The following is a 16,852-nucleotide window of genomic DNA, read 5'->3' as shown; positions in this document are numbered from 1 at the left end:
TTTAATTATAGTTCTTATTCCTTATAATCAACGATTTATTAAAACTTGTATTATGCTTGCGATACGTTAGTGAGCCATTTAGGTACATAATAAGTTCCTTTTCCCACTTTGCCCTGCATTTCCAACCAACCATTCATTTGCTGGAGTATGCGGGATGCTGTTGGCTTGCTTACCCCCAAAATATTCTGTACGTCCGAGTTCGTGACACGTCCGTTCTTGGCTGCATACTCGACAACTGAAATATACCTTTCATCCACCCGCTGCGCCAATAGCTGCGAACGTATATCGGTATAATAGGTAATCATCAGACCGCTTAACATTTCAAGTTTGGGCGGCAACAACTTGTATGCGCTGACAGCTTCCAAGATACGCTTGTAGCCACGTCCCCAGCTTTCAATATCCCCGCTTCTGAAAAAGGCGTTGGCGATTAACGGATTATAAGGAGAAGACGGGTGGCTTTCAAAAAGTTTTTCAGTCGTCCAGCTTTCCGGCAACTGCCCGGCGTTCCAAAAGGTGATATGGTCGGGGAACACGCTAATCTGAATGGGTACGGCACTGGCATAGTCTTTATGTGCCACACAATTCATCAGTGATTCCCTGATAGCTTCCACCGGGAACTGCGGTGTTTCACGCCGGGAAATGCCCTCGTATGAAATGCGGTAAATCAGGTATTTGGTCTTTATCAAATCCATTGCCTTATCCACCTGCTCCATTAAAGAGCCGTGAACCTCGTCCTGAAACTCCAAGTTACCCTTATCATCCCGGAAGAAACCTATCTTGATATAAGCCCCTGTTACAAAGCGTTCCGGGTCGGGGTGGAACAACAGCAAGGCGGCACGGGTCGGGCGGTTGGTTTGGGTGTCAATCAGCCGCAAATCGTGTAACAGGTTTTCGGTAGTATCTTTCAACACATCTTCGTCCACACGCCCGCTTCTCGCCGCTTCCTTGCGGAAACGGTCTAATGCGCTGGGGGAAAGTTCCTCTATGCCTGCCCACTCTATGGGAAACTCGTCCCAATGCCTGCCAGTACGTTGCAGGATAAAACGGTTCAACGCAGCACCTTTCAACTCCTGTTTCGTGCTGCCGCTGCGATAGTGGTACTGACCTTTGTAATTGATAGGATTGGAATAAGGCGGTACGTCAATCTCGATATATTTCAGCCCGTTTTCTTCCAGCAGGTTCACGTCCACGATGATACCCAGCACGTCACGCACTTTGTTCGGTATATCCTCCAGCAGTTTGTCGGCATCGGCAACGCCGACTACCTTACCGTTGTCATTCATACCTATATATATCTTGCCGCCTGTGGCGTTGGCAAAGCCGCATATCCATTTCAGATACTCGTCACGCCAGCTTTCTTTCCATTCCGTATTTTGGTTTTCATTCATAATCATTTCTTTGTCTGCAAAATTAGTAAAAATACTGTCTGTCAGGAAAGAATATCGGTTATTCTTCCTCTTTAATTAAATGGCATAGTTTCGGGTCGTTCTTAATCCGGATTATCTCGTCCTCGACAATCTGCCGGACTTCCTGACGGATGCGGTCATAGTTGGCTTGTATCTCCTCCTGCATCCGGTCGTTGCCGTCCTTGTCGGTGAAGTCGATTATCTGCGGCAACTTCACGTAACGGGCGGTTTCCCGCTTCACCTTTTCATTGTCCACCACGATTTCGCAGTGGAAAATCTTCTGTTCTATCCGTTCATCGAAGTTGTCCGCCACAGCACCCACGAACATACCTTGCGTGAGGTTGGATATTTTGCTGGCGGGTATCAGGCTGTCCATTTGGGTGCTTATCGAGGTGGATTTTTCCCGTTGGTTTATCGTCATGCTCTGCCGTTTCTGCAACACCTTACCGAAACGCTCGGAAAGGATTTTCGCCGTTTCACCGACTACCTGACCGCTGAACACGTTACCCACGGTATTTTGTATTACTTTACTTTCCTTGTCCCCGTAATCACGGGTAAGCTGACTGTAATCCTGAAAGCCTAACAGAACCGCAACCTTGTTGCTTCGGGCGGTGGCAATCAAATTATCAAGCCCACGAAAATATATAGTCGGTAATTCATCTATTATCACCGAACTTTTAAGCTGACCTTTCTTGTTTATCAGCTTCACGATACGGGAATTATATAATCCCAGTGCTGCCGAGTAGATATTTTGGCGGTCAGGATTATTGCCGACAACCAGTATTTTAGGCTCTTTCGGGTTGTTGATGTCCAGCGAGAAATCATCACCCGTCATTACCCAGTAAAGGGCGGGTGAAATCATCCTTGAAAGCGGAATTTTCGCACTGGCTATCTGCCCCTGCAACTGTTCTTGAGCATCTGATTCCCAAGCATCTACGAACGGGGAAAGATAGTTTTCCAGTTCAGGATAGCTGCGCAAAATGGTGAATACATCGGCGTATTTCTTGTTCAACAGTTCTATGGCGTGCGGGAACGTGCAATACTTACCGCCTTGATAGATACGGAGATACCAAATTATAGCCGCCAAAAGAATAATCGGGCTTTCCACGAAGAAGTCGCCCTGCTTGCTTATCCAGCTTCGATTGAGGTTAAGCATAATCGTGTAGCTCGCTTCATAAGCATCCGCAATGTCCGACATGAAGCTGGCGTTTATCGGGTTGCATCGGTGGCTCTTGCGGGGGTCGTCAAAGTTGATAACATAAAACTTAGGCTTTTCCTTGTAGCCGTCCAAGTGTGTAAGCAGGTGATTGTAAGCAATTTCCGACAAGTCGGGAAACTTATAATCATAGCAGTAAAGCGCAAAACCTTTCTCAATTTGCTGTTTTATGTAACTGTTTACCACCGCATACGACTTACCGCTGCCCGGCGTTCCCAGTACAAGACTGGCACGGAACGGGTTCACGACATTTATCCAGCCATTATTCCATTTCTTCTTATAGTAGAACCGGGTAGGCAGATTTACCGAATACTCGTTCTCGATAAGCCTTGTTTCCTGCATGAAACTCTCGTTCTCGGTATTAAAGACATCATCCATTAGGTTGTTCTTCAACAGCCGGGACATCCACGTACCCGCCATGAGCATACAGATATAGCCTGCCGACAGCGTGGCGATATAAAACACGGCATCCGCCGTATGTGACAACGGAAGTTCCAGCAACCACCAGTTCAGGAAAAACAACACGACACCCGCCGCAAGGCTACAATGTATCTTCGTCCACGTTATCTTTTCCTCTTTCACGCCCTTAGTGCCGATACACGACAGGGCGAGAAACACCACAGAGAAAAGTTTCGTCCATAAAATAGACGAGAACAGCCCGGTGGTGCGCTGGAAGTTCCACAGTATCTTGTCTATCACTTCAAAGGTCACTCCCCACTCTTTCAGGGTGGAGTAACAGAACCAGTACACGTTTATTCCCACGAATAGAATACTGATAGCCCGCATAAAGTCCATGACCCTTGCAAGCCCTCTCAAATCATCTTCCTGTTGCATGATTGTAATGTTTTTTAGTTAGTTGATGCGCCTTGTGCGCTTCTTTTTCTTCTTTCTCTTTTGGCGGGCGTTGTCCTGCGGCTCGTCACCGCCTGATGCACCGCCGCCCAACAATCCGCCGAAAGCTCCCAGCACGGAAGCCACGCCCGAAACGATGTCGGCTTTCGGCGTGAAGCCCGGCTGGTTCTGATGCGTGGACTGGTCTTGCTGCGGTGCTGCCACTTCGGGCTGGTGCATCTTTCCGGTTTCGTCCGAAAAGCGTTCGTTGAACACGTTCGCCGAATACTCCTTGCCCAAGCGGGAGCCATTCAACACCACCCGGCTGTCGTGGTCGATGAACGTAACGCCATAGATGCGCCCGCTGTCGTTCTGACGGAATACCACGTCAATGCCCTGGTTCCTTAACTGCTGTTCCAGTTCCTTGCGGCTGCGGGCGGTCTGCATGGCAGTGGCGACAATCCTCCGGACGCGCTCTTTCAGTTTCCCGTTCCTGATTGCTTCGCCCGATTTCTCCATTCTGCGCTGCACCGCTTCATAACCCACCGACTTGCCAATGCGGGAAGCCTTTACCGGGTTTCCTGTCTTTTCGCCCTTGTCGTTCGTGGCAGAATAGACAATGCCCTGATAGGGCTTGCCGTTCACTTCACCCTTGACTTCCTCGGCGCACACGTTGTAAGCGGCAAGCAACGCCTTGTACTCCCCGAACGACTGGAAGCGGTAGCCGTAGCAAGCCGCTTTCACGGTATTGCCGATTTGGTGCTTCACGTCCCCGGCGGCATAGTCCACCTTTTTCAGTTCCGGGCGTTCGGCACGTTCCTTTCGCTCTGCCGGGTACAGCCCGTATTTCCTCTCCAGTTCACGGGTGATTTGCTTGCTGCGCCGATGCTCGAATTTGTCATTAAGCGGCTTGCCGTTCTCGTCCACCCGCAACCCCACGATATGGATATGGTGGCGGTCGATGTCAGTATGCTTGTACACCAAATAAGGCTGGTCGCCATAGCCCAACTTCCGCATATACTCTTTGGCAATGTCGGAAAGCTGCTGGTCGGTCAGCACGTCTTCCGGGTGCGGGTTTATGGAAATATGAAGTATCGGCTTCTTGGTGGATAGCTGGACGGGCATCTGCATCTCAAAGCTGCGCATACACTCGCCGATAGAGAAATTCCCGTCCTCGCCCAACAGCATCCGGTTGGAGAAAAGCACCTTTGCTTCCTCGCTGTCCACCTTGTTTTGGTTGTACGCCAGTGCGCCGAACATATTGCCGCCCGTGCTTATTTTGGCAACCATAGTTCCTTGCACTCGTTTGTCAGGTCGATAACCTGACGGTTCAACATAGATAATTCAGTGGTCGCTTTCTCCAATTTATAGAGAAAAGCCAATGCCTTTTTCTCCGAAAAGTTGCCGTGCAACGCCTTTACCACTTGGTTGTAATTGACCGCAACCGCACGGAACTGGGCATAAAATTCGGTCAGACGGGCGCAATACTCGACCGCCGACTTGTCCACTTTCACCACCCGGAACGGCTCGCCGAATAACCGGGCGGCGATGAAACGGGACTTGCTCGTAACGCCCGACTGTTCCCACTGCGAGAGGAAACGGGCGTTCTCCCGGTCGTTCAGGTAAAGGACATGGCGATGCTTCGCTGGGTCTGCGAGGGCGGGGCGACCGCCCTTGTTAGGTTTTCTTGTTTCCATGCTTCTTTGGATTAAAAAATTACGACTTCGGAGTGATTTTTACCCCCGCAAGGGGCAAGGCGTTTTCAGGCACGGAAAACGGTTCTATGTGCCATAGAACACACCTTGCTATTTTCTGACGAAAATCGAAATCCGTCACGGACGGATTGGGGTTAGCGTGGAACGGTAAGCCCTGCCGTTCACCAGCCCGGTTTTACACCTCTGCCCCCTGCGGTTTGTTACTCCGCTGCAAAGTAACAGTGATTTATAATGCTGTAAAATAGGCGGTTGGTGGACAAAACGGGACAACGCAGGACAAATCGGGACACATCTAAAAACGAACGTTTTTTCTCCTTTTATTTGCAGAAGATTTCAAGATTGAAAGCCATATTTCAAGCAAGAAAGCAGGATAGAAAGCAGGATTTCAAGAAAACGTGATTGCAGGATTTCAAGATTTCAAGAAAGGATGAAAGCAGGAAAACAAGATTGAAATAAAACAATCTTTCAAGATTGAAAGATGGAAACAAAGAAAGCTATATGGCTGGATTGATTGAAAGCAATAAATAAATCTATCAACCAATAATGAACGAAAGCAATATGGAAAACGAGAAAACACCCCTTTATGTCGCCTTTTCCACACAAAAGGGCGGGGTCGGCAAAACCACCTTTACCGTGCTGGCGGCGAGTTACCTCTATTACCTCAAAGGCTACGATGTGGCGGTGGTCGATTGCGACTACCCCCAACACTCCATTGCCGGGATGCGAAAGCGAGATGCCGAACAGGTCGGAGCGGATGAAGACTACAAGCGCATGGCGTATGAACAGTTCACCCGGCTGGAGAAGAAAGCCTACCCAGTATTGTGCAGTTCGCCCGAAAAGGCGATTGCAACGGCTGACGAATATATAGCCGCCGGACACGTGCCGGATATCGTGTTTTTCGACCTGCCCGGCACGGTGAACAGCGAGGGCGTGATAAATTCTCTTGCGGGCATGGACTACATCTTCACCCCCATTTCCGCCGACAAGGTGGTGCTGGAAAGCAGCCTGTCGTTCGCAATGGCTATCCAAAAGCTATTGGTGAAGAATGAAGCCTGCCGACTTGCCGGGCTGTACCTCTTTTGGAACATGGTGGACGGGCGGGAGAAAACAAACCTTTACGCCGCCTACGACAAGACGATTAAGGAACTGGAACTACCGCTGATGAAAACCTTTATCCCCGATACCAAACGCTACAAAAAGGAACTGGTGGCGGATAAAAAAGCGGTGTTCCGCTCCACGCTCTTTCCCGCCAGCCGCCCGCTGGTAAGGGGAAGCAACTTGGAAGAACTGATAACGGAAATAGTGTACTACATCAAATTAAAATGATATGGCAAAGCAAAGCGGCGGGATGCCGAAGATAGACGAGGATTTCATGAAAGAACTTATCTCGCAGGGCGTACCCGCCAAGCGGGAGAGCCAGCCGGATGATGTACCGCAGCCCGGCGGCGAAACGGAAACCGCCCACGAGGGACGGCAGACTGAAACGGTGCGGGTGGAGAAACCGACACCCCGCAAGCGCAAGGGCGGTTCGGGTGACTACCGGGAAACCTACTTTCAGAAAGTGGAACTGGCAGACCGACAGCCCTTGTATGTAAGCCGCACCACGCACGAGAAGCTGATGCGTATCGTGACGGTGATAGGCGGGCGAAAGGTGACGGTAAGCAGCTACGTGGAAAACATTCTGCTGCGCCACTTCGAGCAGTACCAAGACGAGATAAACACACTGTACGAAAGCCACTTCCAAAAGCCCTTTTAGCTATGGTAGCCTATTGCATATTAACCGGGCTTTTGGTGTACTATATCGCCCTGTGGCTGTGGTATCGCTACACGGACAGCCGGACATCACCGGGCAGAACGGATGATGCGCCGCTTCCACGAAACAGGGTTTCAGGCTACACGCTGATAGGTGAAAGCCGATACAAGGGTGGACTAATCGGGACAGCGCAGGACAAATCGGGACACCTCCCGCAAGCGGTTGAAAATGATACTATTTTTGCGCCGCAGGCTGACGGACTGACGGAAGAAACACCCGGTTACGAGAATGACGAACCCGACTACGAGGACGAGGAAATAGCCGGGTACATGGACGGTGACGATGATACCGGGCGGGCTACGGGCGTGAGCTTTGACGAACTGGGCAAAGCGGTACGCACGGCGAACGCCGACAACCCCACCGAAGCGGAACAGCGGCAAGCCGCCGGGACGCTGGCAAGCATTGAGGGAACGAACCTCTACGATGCGGTGGTGGAGAACATCAACGGCGGGCTGGCAAAGGTGGCGGAACTGCTGGGACGCAACGAAGCGGAACTGGCTACGGCTGCTCCTGCCGGAACTGGCAACATAAGCGAGGAACACGAAAAGTTCGACATGAACGATTTCCTATAATATAATAATGTTAACAATATGAAGCAACGTGACTACGGTTGATTGGCAACCTGAAAACCAAGCAAACGGGACTATCCCCGACCACTAAAATTTCAAATTATTCACCAGCCGGGAAAGGCGGACTTCCCACCCGCCGCCCGGCATTAAAAACAAATCACAATGAGAAAGAAAATCTTTTTGTCGGCGGCTATCCTTGCCGCTGCGGTAAGTGCCTACGCACAGGGCAACGGGCAGGCGGGCATCACCGAAGCCACGAACCTAATCACAGGGTATTTCGACCCCGGAACAAAACTGGTGTACGCAATCGGGGCGGTCTGCGGCTTGATTGGCGGGGTAAAAGTGTATAACAAATTTTCGAGCGGCGACCCCGACACCTCAAAGACCGCCGCCAGTTGGTTCGGGGCGTGCATCTTCCTGATTGTAGCCGCCACTATCCTGCGGTCGTTCTTCCTCTAAACCAGCGGCTATGTCTGAATATCCGGTAAACAGGGGTATCGGGAAGCCGGTGGAGTTCAAGGGGCTGAAAAGCCAGTACCTCTTTATCTTTTGCGGCGGCTTGCTCGCCGTCTTCGTGGTGTTCATCGTCCTGTTCATGGCAGGCGTGAACCAGTGGCTATGTATCGGTTTCATCGTGTCGGCTTCGCTGCTGCTCGTGTGGCAGACGTTCCGGCTCAACGCACGGTACGGCACGCACGGGCTGATGAAAGCAGCCGCACGCAAAAGACACCCACGCTTCATTATCAGCCGAAAGGCGATACCCCGGCTGTTCAACTACAAAAGAAGAAAGGAAGAAAGAACATGAGGAATACATTAAAGGCTACCACGCTGGAAAGGAAATTTCCACTTTTGGCGGTGGAGAACGGCTGCATCATTTCAAAGGATGCGGACATAACGGTGGCTTTCAGGGTGGAACTGCCCGAACTGTTCACCGTCACCAGTGCCGAGTACGAAGCCATACATTCGGCGTGGTACAAGGCAATCAAGGTGCTGCCCGACTACTCCATAGTACACAAGCAGGACTTCTTCATCAAGGAGAACTACCAGCCCGACACGGAAAGGGATGAACTTAGTTTTCTGTCCCGGAGTTTTGAACGGCATTTCAATGAACGCCCGTTCCTGAACCATTACTGTTACCTGTTCCTGACAAAGACGACAAGGGAGAGAAGCCGCCGACAGAGCGACTTCTCCACCCTCTGCCGGGGCAGGATTGTTCCGCAGGAGATAGCCGACTGGGAAGCGGCGGCAAAGTTCATCGAAGCGGTCGGGCAGTTTGAAAGGATTATGAACGACTGCGGTTTTGTCACGCTTACCCGGCTGGCGGCATCGGAAATCACCGGGCAGGACGGAAAGGCGGGCATCATCGAGAAATACTTCTCGCTCTCGCAGACAGATACCACCTGCCTGAAAGACATCGGGCTGTACCCGGAAGAAATGCGTGTCGGGGACGATATTCTGTGCCTGCACACGCTTTCGGACGTGGAAGATTTGCCCGGAAAGGTCGGGACGGACTGCCGATTTGAGAAGCTGTCCACTGACCGGAGCGACTGCCGACTGTCATTCGCCGCCCCGGTGGGCGTGCTGTTGTCGTGTAACCACGTCTATAACCAGTTCATCTTTATAGACGACCACGCCGAAAACCTGAAGAACTTCGAGCAGACCGCCCGGAATATGCAATCGCTCTCCCGCTACTCCCGTGCCAACCAAGTGAACAAGGAGTGGATAGACGAGTACCTGAACGAAGCCCACAGCAAGGGGCTTATCTCGGTGCGCTGCCACTGCAACGTCATGGCATGGAGTGACGACAGGGACGAACTCAAACGCATACGCAACGATGTGGGAAGCCAGCTTGCACTCATGGAGTGCAAGCCACGCCACAACACCACCGACACGCCCACGCTCTTTTGGGCGGGCATACCCGGCAACGAAGCCGACTTCCCCGCAGAGGAAAGTTTCTACACGTTCTTGGGGCAGGCTCTCTGCCTGTTCGTGGAAGAAACGAACTACAAGAGTTCGCTTTCCCCGTTCGGCATCAAAATGGTGGACAGGGTAAGCGGGCGACCGCTGCACATCGACATATCGGATTTGCCCATGAAGAAAGGCATCACCACCAACCGTAATAATACCCTATATTTTTACCATTTTTATATTGTTTGAGTTTGTATATAAATAACTGATATTTAGAGATTATTAGGAAAATGATTTGGCTTTTGATTTGCTGTTTTTTCCGATAATCTCTATTTTTGTATGCAAATCGTATGTACAAAATAGACGTATAACAATAAACAAGGCAGCCTATGTTCAAGTATTCAAAAGATGGAATATCCGTACTATCGGTACTGGATGCACGTAGGGCGAAGAAAAGCGGTCTGTTCCCTGTCAAGATACAAGTGATACACAACCGCAAGCAGAAATATTATTCCACCGGAAAGGAATTGTCCAAAGAGGACTGGGAAATCCTTGCCGAAAGCAAGAGCCGCAGACTGATTGAGATACGGGCAAGCGTGGAAAACAGTTTCTCCATCATAAAAAGCCAAGTGGAAGCCCTTGCGGAACGTGGGGACTTCTGTTTCGATGCGCTCAGCATGAGGTTGGGCAGGTGTACGGGTACAACCCTTAACACAGCCATACAGGGGAAAATAGACGCATTCAAACTCAACGGGCAGGTAAATTCCTATTATAACTACCGCAGCACGTTGAAAAGCATAGAACGGTTCGCAGGCGGCAGCGTGCCGTTCTCTGCGGTTTCTGCGGACTGGCTGTCACGCCTTGACAAGTTCCTGCGGAACGAGGGCAAGACCGTCACCACCATAAATTTCTATATGAAAGCCCTTAAATGCGTGGTGAATGACGCAAGACGCAACGGGATTTTAAAAGAAGCCCAATACCCGTTCGGCAGGGGGAAGTACGAGATTCCGAGCGGCAACAGCCGAAAGTTAGCCTTGACGATGGAACAGATAAAAAAAGTCGTGACATACAAGGGCAGCAAGACCGTTGAGAAGTACCGGGATTTTTGGTTTTTCTCCTACCTGTGCAACGGTATCAATTTCAGGGATATGCTTTTCTTGCGGTATGGGAACATCGTGGACGGTGAAATCTGCTTTGTACGCTCCAAGACATCGCACACGTCCAACCATATACGGGAAATAAGGGCGGTACTCACTCCCGAAATGCGGGATATTATAAAACGGTGGGGAAACCCTGACGATGGGAAACCCGATACTTTCCTGTTCAAGTACGCCAGAGAAACGGAGGACGAATTTGTCATTTCCAATATTGTCAGACGGGTAACGCACCGTTGCAACATCGCTTTGGCTAAAATAGCCCAAGCTGTCGGTGTCCCCCGTTTCACGACCTATTCCGCCCGGCATTCCTATGCGACTGTCTTAAAACGCAGCGGAACGAACATCGCTTACATATCCGAGAGTTTGGGGCATTCAAGCCTTGCCATCACGGAGAACTACCTCGCCAGTTTCGAGCAGGAGGAGCGGATAAGGAATGCGCAGTTATTAACCAAATTCGATTGAGCCATGCCGAACAAGAAAACCAAGACGGTGAAGATTAGACACCTTGAATGTTTCAGTGCCATTTACGAGGAACTGGCGCAGAATCCCGAATACGCAGGCTACGAAATAGAAGAAGCCGTACTGCAAGTGAAATCATATATTCCCCCTACTGTTAAAGACGTGGACAAGGCGATAGAGAAAATAAGGTTCAGCCATGCCACCCGTAAATACAAGTACCCCGTATTCGAGGGCAGGGAACTGATAGACCAAAAGACATTGGCGAAAATGGCGGGCGTGAGCAGGCAGACCGTAGCCCGGTGGGAGGAACTCGGTTTCATATCCCGTTCGGACATAGGGCTGTCGGGAAACAAATATTTCGTAATAAAAGAAGTCGTTTCCCAACTTGAAAGGTTAAAGGATGTGAAATAGCGGCATTCGCATAATCACTTAACATACATAGGACAAACGGTGTGTTGGAAGGACAAAATCACCAATACATCGTTTGTCCCTTTTTTTATCCCGCTCCAATCTTGCCGGATGTCCTGCATTGTCCCAAGTTGTCCGGTCTGTGTCAAGTGATTAGTAATTGAATAATCGGTTTCTTTTATTCTTCCTTTGCGGCATCAACCGGTTGCAACGGCTATGACGGTAGCCAAGTAATAACTAAAAAAGGAAGAAAATATGACGAACATTATTCTGACAACGCCCGAAGAACTCCGGGCTATCGTGAGCGAAACCGTTTCCCAGTCATTGGCAGGATTCACCCAGCCGAGGAACGAACCCGACAACCTCACGCCCGATGTGGCGGTAGAGGTGCTGGAACGACACGGTTTTCTGATTTCAAAGGCACGGCTCTACAAGCTGACCGCAAAAAAGGAAGTGCCGTTCCGCAAATACGGGAACAAATTGCTTTTCTCACGGAAAGAGCTTCTCACGTGGGCGGAAAACCTTACAAAAAGGGTGAACGACAAGGACGAGGCGGCACTCGCCATCGCCAAGAGCGCAAACCGGAAAATCCGTAACTATGGAAAATAAGAGGAAAGAAGAAGCCGGGCAGGGTGTTACCATGCAGAAAGAGGATTTCGCAGCCCTTTGGAAAACCATTCATTTAAAGGTGACGGACACTTACGAAGTGCCGCCCGAAATACTCTGGGTGAACGGCTCTACCATTGGCACGCTGGGTAATTTCAGCGCATCCACAGGCAAAGCCAAGAGCAAAAAGACATTCAATATTTCCGCCATTGTTGCGGCAGCGTTGAAGAATGACGAGGTACTGAAGTATTCGGCATACCTGCCACCGAACAAACGGAAAATCCTCTATGTAGATACCGAGCAGAGCAAATACCATTGCCATAAGGTCATGGAGCGTATTTTGCGACTTGCCGGACTGCCTACCGACAAGGACAGGGACGATTTTGTTTTCATCGTGCTAAGAGAGCAGACCCCCGACAAGCGGAAACAGATTATCGGCTATATGCTTGAAAATATGCCCGATGTGGGGTTGCTCATCATTGACGGAATCCGTGACTTGATGTACGACATCAACAGCCCCAGCGAATCAACCGACCTAATCAACCTTTTGATGCGCTGGTCAAGTGGGTATAACCTGCATATCCACACCGTGCTGCATTTGAACAAGGGGGATGACAACACAAGGGGGCATATCGGTACGGAACTGAACAACAAGGCTGAAACCGTCCTGCAAATCACGAAAAGCCAGCAGGACGGCAACATAAGCGAGGTAAAGGCGATGCACATACGTGACCGGGAATTTGACCCGTTCGCATTCCGTATCAATGACAACGCTTTACCCGAAATCGTGGATGATTATGTATTCCAACAACCTAAGCAGGACAGGAACTTTTCGCTTACGGAACTGACTGAACAGCAACACCGGGAAGCGTTGGAGAACGGTTTCGGCAAGCAGGTGGTACAAGGCTATTCCAATGTCATAGCGGCATTGAAACAGGGTTATGCGAGTATCGGTTACGAGCGTGGACGCAATGTTCTTGTGTCGCTTAACAAGTTTCTTGTGAACAAGCGCATGATTGTGAAAGAGGGCAAGGGCTACCGCTATAATCCCGATTTCCATTATTAAAAGTCAGTTTGGTTTAGTCCGGGTGTATATACAAGAGGAACGGACTTACTATTTCCCAGTATCGGAACAGGCAGGTTTAGTATGGTACGGGTGTATATATAACGGACTAAACAGGACTGGTGCACTTTTCAACTATTTTTTTATCCCCAAAAAGAAAATGTTATGAACATCGAAGATGTGAAACAAATACCCATCGCAGACTATCTGCACAGTTTAGGTTACTCTCCTGTCAAACAGCAGGGTAACGGTTTATGGTACAAATCACCGTTAAGGGAGGAACACGAACCGTCTTTCAAGGTGAACACTGACCGCAACCTTTGGTATGACTTTGGCGCAGGCAAGGGCGGCAACCTCATCGCACTGGCAAAGGAACTCTATTGTTCAGACAGCTTGCCATACCTTTTAAACCGGATAGCGGAACAGACACCGCACATCCGTCCGGTCAGTTTTTCTTTTCCCCAGCGTAGGAAAGAACCGAGTTTCCAGCATTTGGAAGTCCGTGACCTTACCCATCCGGCATTGCTCCGTTACTTGCAGGGACGGGGTATCAATATCGAACTGGCAAAAAGAGAATGTAAGGAACTCCATTTTACCAATAACGGCAGACCGTTCTTCGCTATCGGTTTCCCGAACATGACAGGAGGTTATGAGGTGCGCAACTCTTTTTTCAAAGGCTGCATCGCCCCGAAAGACATCACCCATATACGGCAGCAGGGAGAGCCGAGAGAGAAATGTCTGGTGTTCGAGGGTTTCATGGACTACCTCTCTTTCCTTACGCTCCGTATGAGGAACTGTCCGACCATGCCCGACCTTGACAGGCAGGATTATGTCATTCTTAACTCTACCGCCAATGTGTCGAAAGCCCTTGACGTGATGTCCCTGTATGAACGCATCCACTGTATGCTTGACAATGACAAGGCTGGATATGAAGCGACACGGGATATCGAGTTGGAATACTCCTACCGTGTACGTGACTTCTCACACAATTACAGGGGATATTCGGACTTGAACGATTACCTGTGCGGCAGGAAGCAGGAACAGAAAAACGAAGCCAGCCAAGTGCAGGAAACGAAGCAGGAAACCGGACAACGTGCCGCCCCAAGACAAAAGAGAGGCAGGGGCATTTAATCCGGCAGGACTATCAACGGCTGGCGGTTTATTTGGAGAGCAAGGTTATGTTTCGGTAAACCGAAACTACCTTGCTTTGCTCACCGCAAAGAAAATTTCTCCCGTTGGTCGCAATTTTTAAGACACCATTCAAACGTAAAAAACCATGACGAGTATAAAGGACAAGCCGGGGGGACGTCCGGCAAAGAAACGGATAGAGAAGCAGCAACGGGTTGTCAGTACGAAACTGACCGAGTTGCAGTATTACGCCATCAGGAAGCGAGCCGGGGAAGCCGGGTTGCGTGTCAGTGAGTATGTAAGGCAGGCGGTTGTTTCGGCAGAGGTCATACCCCGGCTGAACAGGCAGGATGCGGACACCATCCGCAAGCTGGCAGGGGAAGCCAACAACATCAACCAGTTGGCGCACCGGGCGAATGCCGGAGGTTTCGCACTGGTGGCGGTGGAACTGGTGAAGCTCAAAAACAGGATTATTGGAATCATAAACCATTTGTCGGATGATTGGAAAAATAAAAAAGGGAAGCGGTTTTAAGGGCTGTGTGAACTATGTGCTCGGCAAGGAGCAGGCGGTTTTGCTTCATGCGGACGGGGTTCTGACTGAAAGCCGGGGTGATATAATCCGCAGCTTCTGTATGCAGACCGAGATGAATCCCGATTTGAAGAAGCCTGTCGGACATATTGCGTTAAGTTATTCGACAGTGGATACGCCCAAATTGACAGACGGGAAGATGGTACAGCTTGCGCAGGAGTATATGCGTGAAATGAAAATCACCGATACGCAGTATATCATCGTGCGTCATCAAGACCGGGAACATCCGCACGTGCATATCGTGTTCAACCGCATAGACAATAACGGCAAGACCATTTCGGACAGGAACGATATGTACCGTAACGAACAGGTATGCAAGAAGCTGAAAGCCAAACACGGGCTTTATTTCGCTGGTGGAAAAGAACAGGTAAAGCAGCACCGACTGAAAGAGCCGGACAAGTCGAAATACGAGATTTACACGGCTGTGAAGAACGAAATCGGGAAGTCCAAGAACTGGCGGCAGTTACAGGAGCGGTTAGCGGAAAAGGGTATTACTGTCCGGTTCAAGTACAAGGGGCAGACAAGCGAGATACAAGGTGTTTCCTTTTCCAAAGGCGAATACACGTTCAAGGGTTCGGAGATAGACCGTAATTTCAGTTTCTCCAAACTGGATAAGTGTTTCGGGGATGCAGGACTGAATACAATCGGAAATCAGCGGCAGGCAGCTTTTACATCCGTTCGGGAGCCATTGCCAACGCAGGGAAAGGCTGACAGTCCGTTGATAACTGGTTCGCCCGGTCTATTTTCCGCTTCTTCTCCCCCAGTGGATGAAGAACCTAATTTTAATTTGAGAAAGAAGAAGAAAAAGAAAAAACAACTTAAATTGTAAATACATGGAGGAAAATTTGATTTTAGAGGGGCTTCTCTCAATGGTTACGGAATTGAAAGAGAAGCAGGAAGCACAGGTAACGCCAGCCAGTCGGGAAGAAACTATCGAAAGGCTGAACGCAATCGAACAGGCATTGTCGGAACTGCACAATAATCCGGCTGTTCCCGAAAAGGAATTGCAGGCTATCCAAAGCCAACTTGCCGACATAAAGAATACGGAACAGGAGCAGCAGCAATCCATAGGAGAAGTGAGAAAATTTGTAACGGCTACCTACCGTTGTCTGAAAGAAATGCTGGATGTGTTGGATTCTTACCATAAGGAACACACAACAGAAAAAGCGGAAACCGAACCTGCATCGTTGTCCCGGAGGATAAGCGGTTTGTTACGCCCGAAACTTTTTGTTTTTTTGGCAGGGCTGGTTGTCTGTTTCGTTTCCTTGTTCCTGAATGTCCGTTTGGCTGGACGAATGCAGCAGTTGCAGGACAACGATATGAAATACCGCTACATTCTGATGAAAGGGGAAGCGGACGGGGGCTGCCTTGATTTGCTGGAAACGAATTTCAGTAGGGAACGGGATAACGCTTTCATCCAAAACTTGACTGATTCGGTGACGGATTTTGAATACCGCAGCAGGAAGCAGGCGGAAGCGTTGGAACGTGCAAGGCTGCTCAATGAACAAGCCGAGCGGTTGAAAAAGGAAGCCAACCGACTGGGCAAGCCATAAATCGGGAAAACAAAGGATACAAACTGTAAATGTTAAAGCCCACCCAATATATGGAGAAAAGTGCAGTGCATCTTCGTGGTGTATTGCACTTTTTCTATATTTGCGGATAGTCTAATTTGAAAAGCCCAAAATCCCCAATCCGCTGAATTGTTTGGATGATGATTAGGCAATGATTTAATTGTGAATAGGAACTGCACCTACGGGGGCGTTTGCTGAAGTAAATATACTTGACTGAAGACATTAGCAACAATCAAATCATTATCGTTATTATGGACATTTAAAGTAAAAAAGATATTCCTATAATGATTAAAGCAATAGATGCAAATATGTATCTATATCTTTTTGTAGAAAACATTGCTCCTATACAGGAGATAGATACAGCAAATTGCATACATTTCAAACTTAACTCTGTAGTCTTAAATATACACATA

The 16,852-nt window shown here is 49.4% G+C and carries 17 protein-coding genes and 1 pseudogene; 14 read left to right on the top strand and 4 right to left on the bottom strand.

What is annotated here, in order from left to right:
- Positions 1–50: 50 nt before the first annotated feature.
- The 4 genes from ACYQ0C_RS06195 to mobA are packed head-to-tail and all read right to left on the bottom strand — an operon-like array spanning position 51 to position 5,150.
- Complete coding sequence (locus ACYQ0C_RS06195) at positions 51–1,388, bottom strand: RNA-binding domain-containing protein (RefSeq protein ID WP_025077249.1); 1,338 nt, start codon at positions 1,386–1,388, stop codon at positions 51–53.
- Between the two features lie 58 nt (positions 1,389–1,446).
- Positions 1,447–3,456, bottom strand: coding sequence for a conjugal transfer protein MobC (gene mobC, locus ACYQ0C_RS06190; protein WP_016276700.1), 2,010 nt, complete (start codon positions 3,454–3,456; stop codon positions 1,447–1,449).
- Between the two features lie 18 nt (positions 3,457–3,474).
- Positions 3,475–4,743 (bottom strand): conjugal transfer protein MobB, encoded by a 1,269-nt coding sequence (gene mobB, locus ACYQ0C_RS06185; RefSeq protein WP_025077250.1) that lies wholly within the window; start codon positions 4,741–4,743, stop codon positions 3,475–3,477.
- Positions 4,728–5,150, bottom strand: a complete 423-nt coding sequence (gene mobA, locus ACYQ0C_RS06180) for a conjugal transfer protein MobA (RefSeq protein WP_016276702.1) — start codon at positions 5,148–5,150, stop codon at positions 4,728–4,730. Before mobA ends, mobB begins: the two co-directional genes overlap by 16 nt.
- A gap of 561 nt (positions 5,151–5,711) precedes the next feature.
- On the opposite strand from mobA, the gene ACYQ0C_RS06175 reads away from it, so the two are divergent.
- The 14 genes and pseudogenes from ACYQ0C_RS06175 (at position 5,712) to ACYQ0C_RS06110 (ending at position 16,421) form a co-directional block, all read left to right on the top strand.
- Entirely contained in the window at positions 5,712–6,494 is a 783-nt protein-coding gene (locus ACYQ0C_RS06175) for a ParA family protein (RefSeq protein ID WP_025077251.1), read from the top strand.
- Between the two features lies 1 nt (position 6,495).
- Positions 6,496–6,924 carry a DUF3408 domain-containing protein gene (locus ACYQ0C_RS06170; RefSeq protein ID WP_025077252.1) on the top strand — a complete coding sequence of 143 codons (429 nt, stop codon included), beginning with the start codon at positions 6,496–6,498 and terminating at the stop codon, positions 6,922–6,924.
- Between the two features lie 2 nt (positions 6,925–6,926).
- Complete coding sequence (locus ACYQ0C_RS06165; RefSeq protein WP_025077253.1) at positions 6,927–7,553, top strand: hypothetical protein; 627 nt, start codon at positions 6,927–6,929, stop codon at positions 7,551–7,553.
- Positions 7,554–7,712: 159 nt separating this feature from the next.
- Positions 7,713–8,009 carry a DUF4134 domain-containing protein gene (locus ACYQ0C_RS06160; RefSeq protein WP_004309970.1) on the top strand — a complete coding sequence of 99 codons (297 nt, stop codon included), beginning with the start codon at positions 7,713–7,715 and terminating at the stop codon, positions 8,007–8,009.
- A 10-nt stretch (positions 8,010–8,019) separates the two neighbouring features.
- Complete coding sequence (locus tag ACYQ0C_RS06155; protein WP_010803765.1) at positions 8,020–8,355, top strand: DUF4133 domain-containing protein; 336 nt, start codon at positions 8,020–8,022, stop codon at positions 8,353–8,355.
- Positions 8,352–9,671: pseudogene (locus ACYQ0C_RS06150) on the top strand (TraG family conjugative transposon ATPase); the annotation flags it as partial. The gene ACYQ0C_RS06155 and the pseudogene ACYQ0C_RS06150, both read left to right, overlap by 4 nt.
- 176 nt (positions 9,672–9,847) lie before the next feature.
- On the top strand, positions 9,848–11,077 hold the full coding sequence (locus ACYQ0C_RS06145; protein ID WP_007656426.1) for a site-specific integrase: 1,230 nt from the start codon (positions 9,848–9,850) through the stop codon (positions 11,075–11,077).
- Positions 11,078–11,080: 3 nt separating this feature from the next.
- A complete protein-coding gene (locus ACYQ0C_RS06140; protein WP_007656427.1) occupies positions 11,081–11,485 on the top strand; it encodes a MerR family transcriptional regulator in 405 nt (134 codons plus the stop codon).
- Between the two features lie 252 nt (positions 11,486–11,737).
- Entirely contained in the window at positions 11,738–12,091 is a 354-nt protein-coding gene (locus ACYQ0C_RS06135; protein WP_025077263.1) for a helix-turn-helix domain-containing protein, read from the top strand.
- A complete protein-coding gene (locus ACYQ0C_RS06130) occupies positions 12,081–13,154 on the top strand; it encodes an AAA family ATPase (protein ID WP_007656440.1) in 1,074 nt (357 codons plus the stop codon). The genes ACYQ0C_RS06135 and ACYQ0C_RS06130 overlap by 11 nt, the downstream gene beginning before the upstream one ends.
- 162 nt (positions 13,155–13,316) lie before the next feature.
- Positions 13,317–14,282, top strand: coding sequence for a toprim domain-containing protein (locus ACYQ0C_RS06125; protein WP_007656447.1), 966 nt, complete (start codon positions 13,317–13,319; stop codon positions 14,280–14,282).
- A gap of 145 nt (positions 14,283–14,427) precedes the next feature.
- Complete coding sequence (locus ACYQ0C_RS06120) at positions 14,428–14,811, top strand: MobC family plasmid mobilization relaxosome protein (protein ID WP_004315361.1); 384 nt, start codon at positions 14,428–14,430, stop codon at positions 14,809–14,811.
- A complete protein-coding gene (locus ACYQ0C_RS06115; protein WP_025077264.1) occupies positions 14,777–15,697 on the top strand; it encodes a relaxase/mobilization nuclease domain-containing protein in 921 nt (306 codons plus the stop codon). Before ACYQ0C_RS06120 ends, ACYQ0C_RS06115 begins: the two co-directional genes overlap by 35 nt.
- 4 nt (positions 15,698–15,701) lie before the next feature.
- The gene (locus ACYQ0C_RS06110; RefSeq protein ID WP_025077265.1) at positions 15,702–16,421 is read left to right on the top strand and encodes a hypothetical protein; all 720 of its coding nucleotides are present in this window, start codon (positions 15,702–15,704) and stop codon (positions 16,419–16,421) included.
- Positions 16,422–16,852 lie beyond the last annotated feature (431 nt).

This window comes from Phocaeicola sartorii JCM 17136 = DSM 21941, from assembly GCF_054653615.1.
Note: the sequence above shows the minus strand (reverse complement) of the source record. Positions and strands in the feature narration are given on the sequence as shown.

Bases quoted from the DNA above. Each gene is read 5' to 3' on its own strand.
- ACYQ0C_RS06195 (WP_025077249.1), bottom strand. From the start codon at position 1,388: ATGAATGAAAACCAAAATACGGAATGGAAAGAAAGCTGGCGTGACGAG.
- mobC (WP_016276700.1), bottom strand. From the start codon at position 3,456: ATGCAACAGGAAGATGATTTGAGAGGGCTTGCAAGGGTCATGGACTTT.
- mobB (WP_025077250.1), bottom strand. From the start codon at position 4,743: ATGGTTGCCAAAATAAGCACGGGCGGCAATATGTTCGGCGCACTGGCG.
- mobA (WP_016276702.1), bottom strand. From the start codon at position 5,150: ATGGAAACAAGAAAACCTAACAAGGGCGGTCGCCCCGCCCTCGCAGAC.
- ACYQ0C_RS06175 (WP_025077251.1), top strand. From the start codon at position 5,712: ATGAACGAAAGCAATATGGAAAACGAGAAAACACCCCTTTATGTCGCC.
- ACYQ0C_RS06170 (WP_025077252.1), top strand. From the start codon at position 6,496: ATGGCAAAGCAAAGCGGCGGGATGCCGAAGATAGACGAGGATTTCATG.
- ACYQ0C_RS06165 (WP_025077253.1), top strand. From the start codon at position 6,927: ATGGTAGCCTATTGCATATTAACCGGGCTTTTGGTGTACTATATCGCC.
- ACYQ0C_RS06160 (WP_004309970.1), top strand. From the start codon at position 7,713: ATGAGAAAGAAAATCTTTTTGTCGGCGGCTATCCTTGCCGCTGCGGTA.
- ACYQ0C_RS06155 (WP_010803765.1), top strand. From the start codon at position 8,020: ATGTCTGAATATCCGGTAAACAGGGGTATCGGGAAGCCGGTGGAGTTC.
- ACYQ0C_RS06145 (WP_007656426.1), top strand. From the start codon at position 9,848: ATGTTCAAGTATTCAAAAGATGGAATATCCGTACTATCGGTACTGGAT.
- ACYQ0C_RS06140 (WP_007656427.1), top strand. From the start codon at position 11,081: ATGCCGAACAAGAAAACCAAGACGGTGAAGATTAGACACCTTGAATGT.
- ACYQ0C_RS06135 (WP_025077263.1), top strand. From the start codon at position 11,738: ATGACGAACATTATTCTGACAACGCCCGAAGAACTCCGGGCTATCGTG.
- ACYQ0C_RS06130 (WP_007656440.1), top strand. From the start codon at position 12,081: ATGGAAAATAAGAGGAAAGAAGAAGCCGGGCAGGGTGTTACCATGCAG.
- ACYQ0C_RS06125 (WP_007656447.1), top strand. From the start codon at position 13,317: ATGAACATCGAAGATGTGAAACAAATACCCATCGCAGACTATCTGCAC.
- ACYQ0C_RS06120 (WP_004315361.1), top strand. From the start codon at position 14,428: ATGACGAGTATAAAGGACAAGCCGGGGGGACGTCCGGCAAAGAAACGG.
- ACYQ0C_RS06115 (WP_025077264.1), top strand. From the start codon at position 14,777: ATGATTGGAAAAATAAAAAAGGGAAGCGGTTTTAAGGGCTGTGTGAAC.
- ACYQ0C_RS06110 (WP_025077265.1), top strand. From the start codon at position 15,702: ATGGAGGAAAATTTGATTTTAGAGGGGCTTCTCTCAATGGTTACGGAA.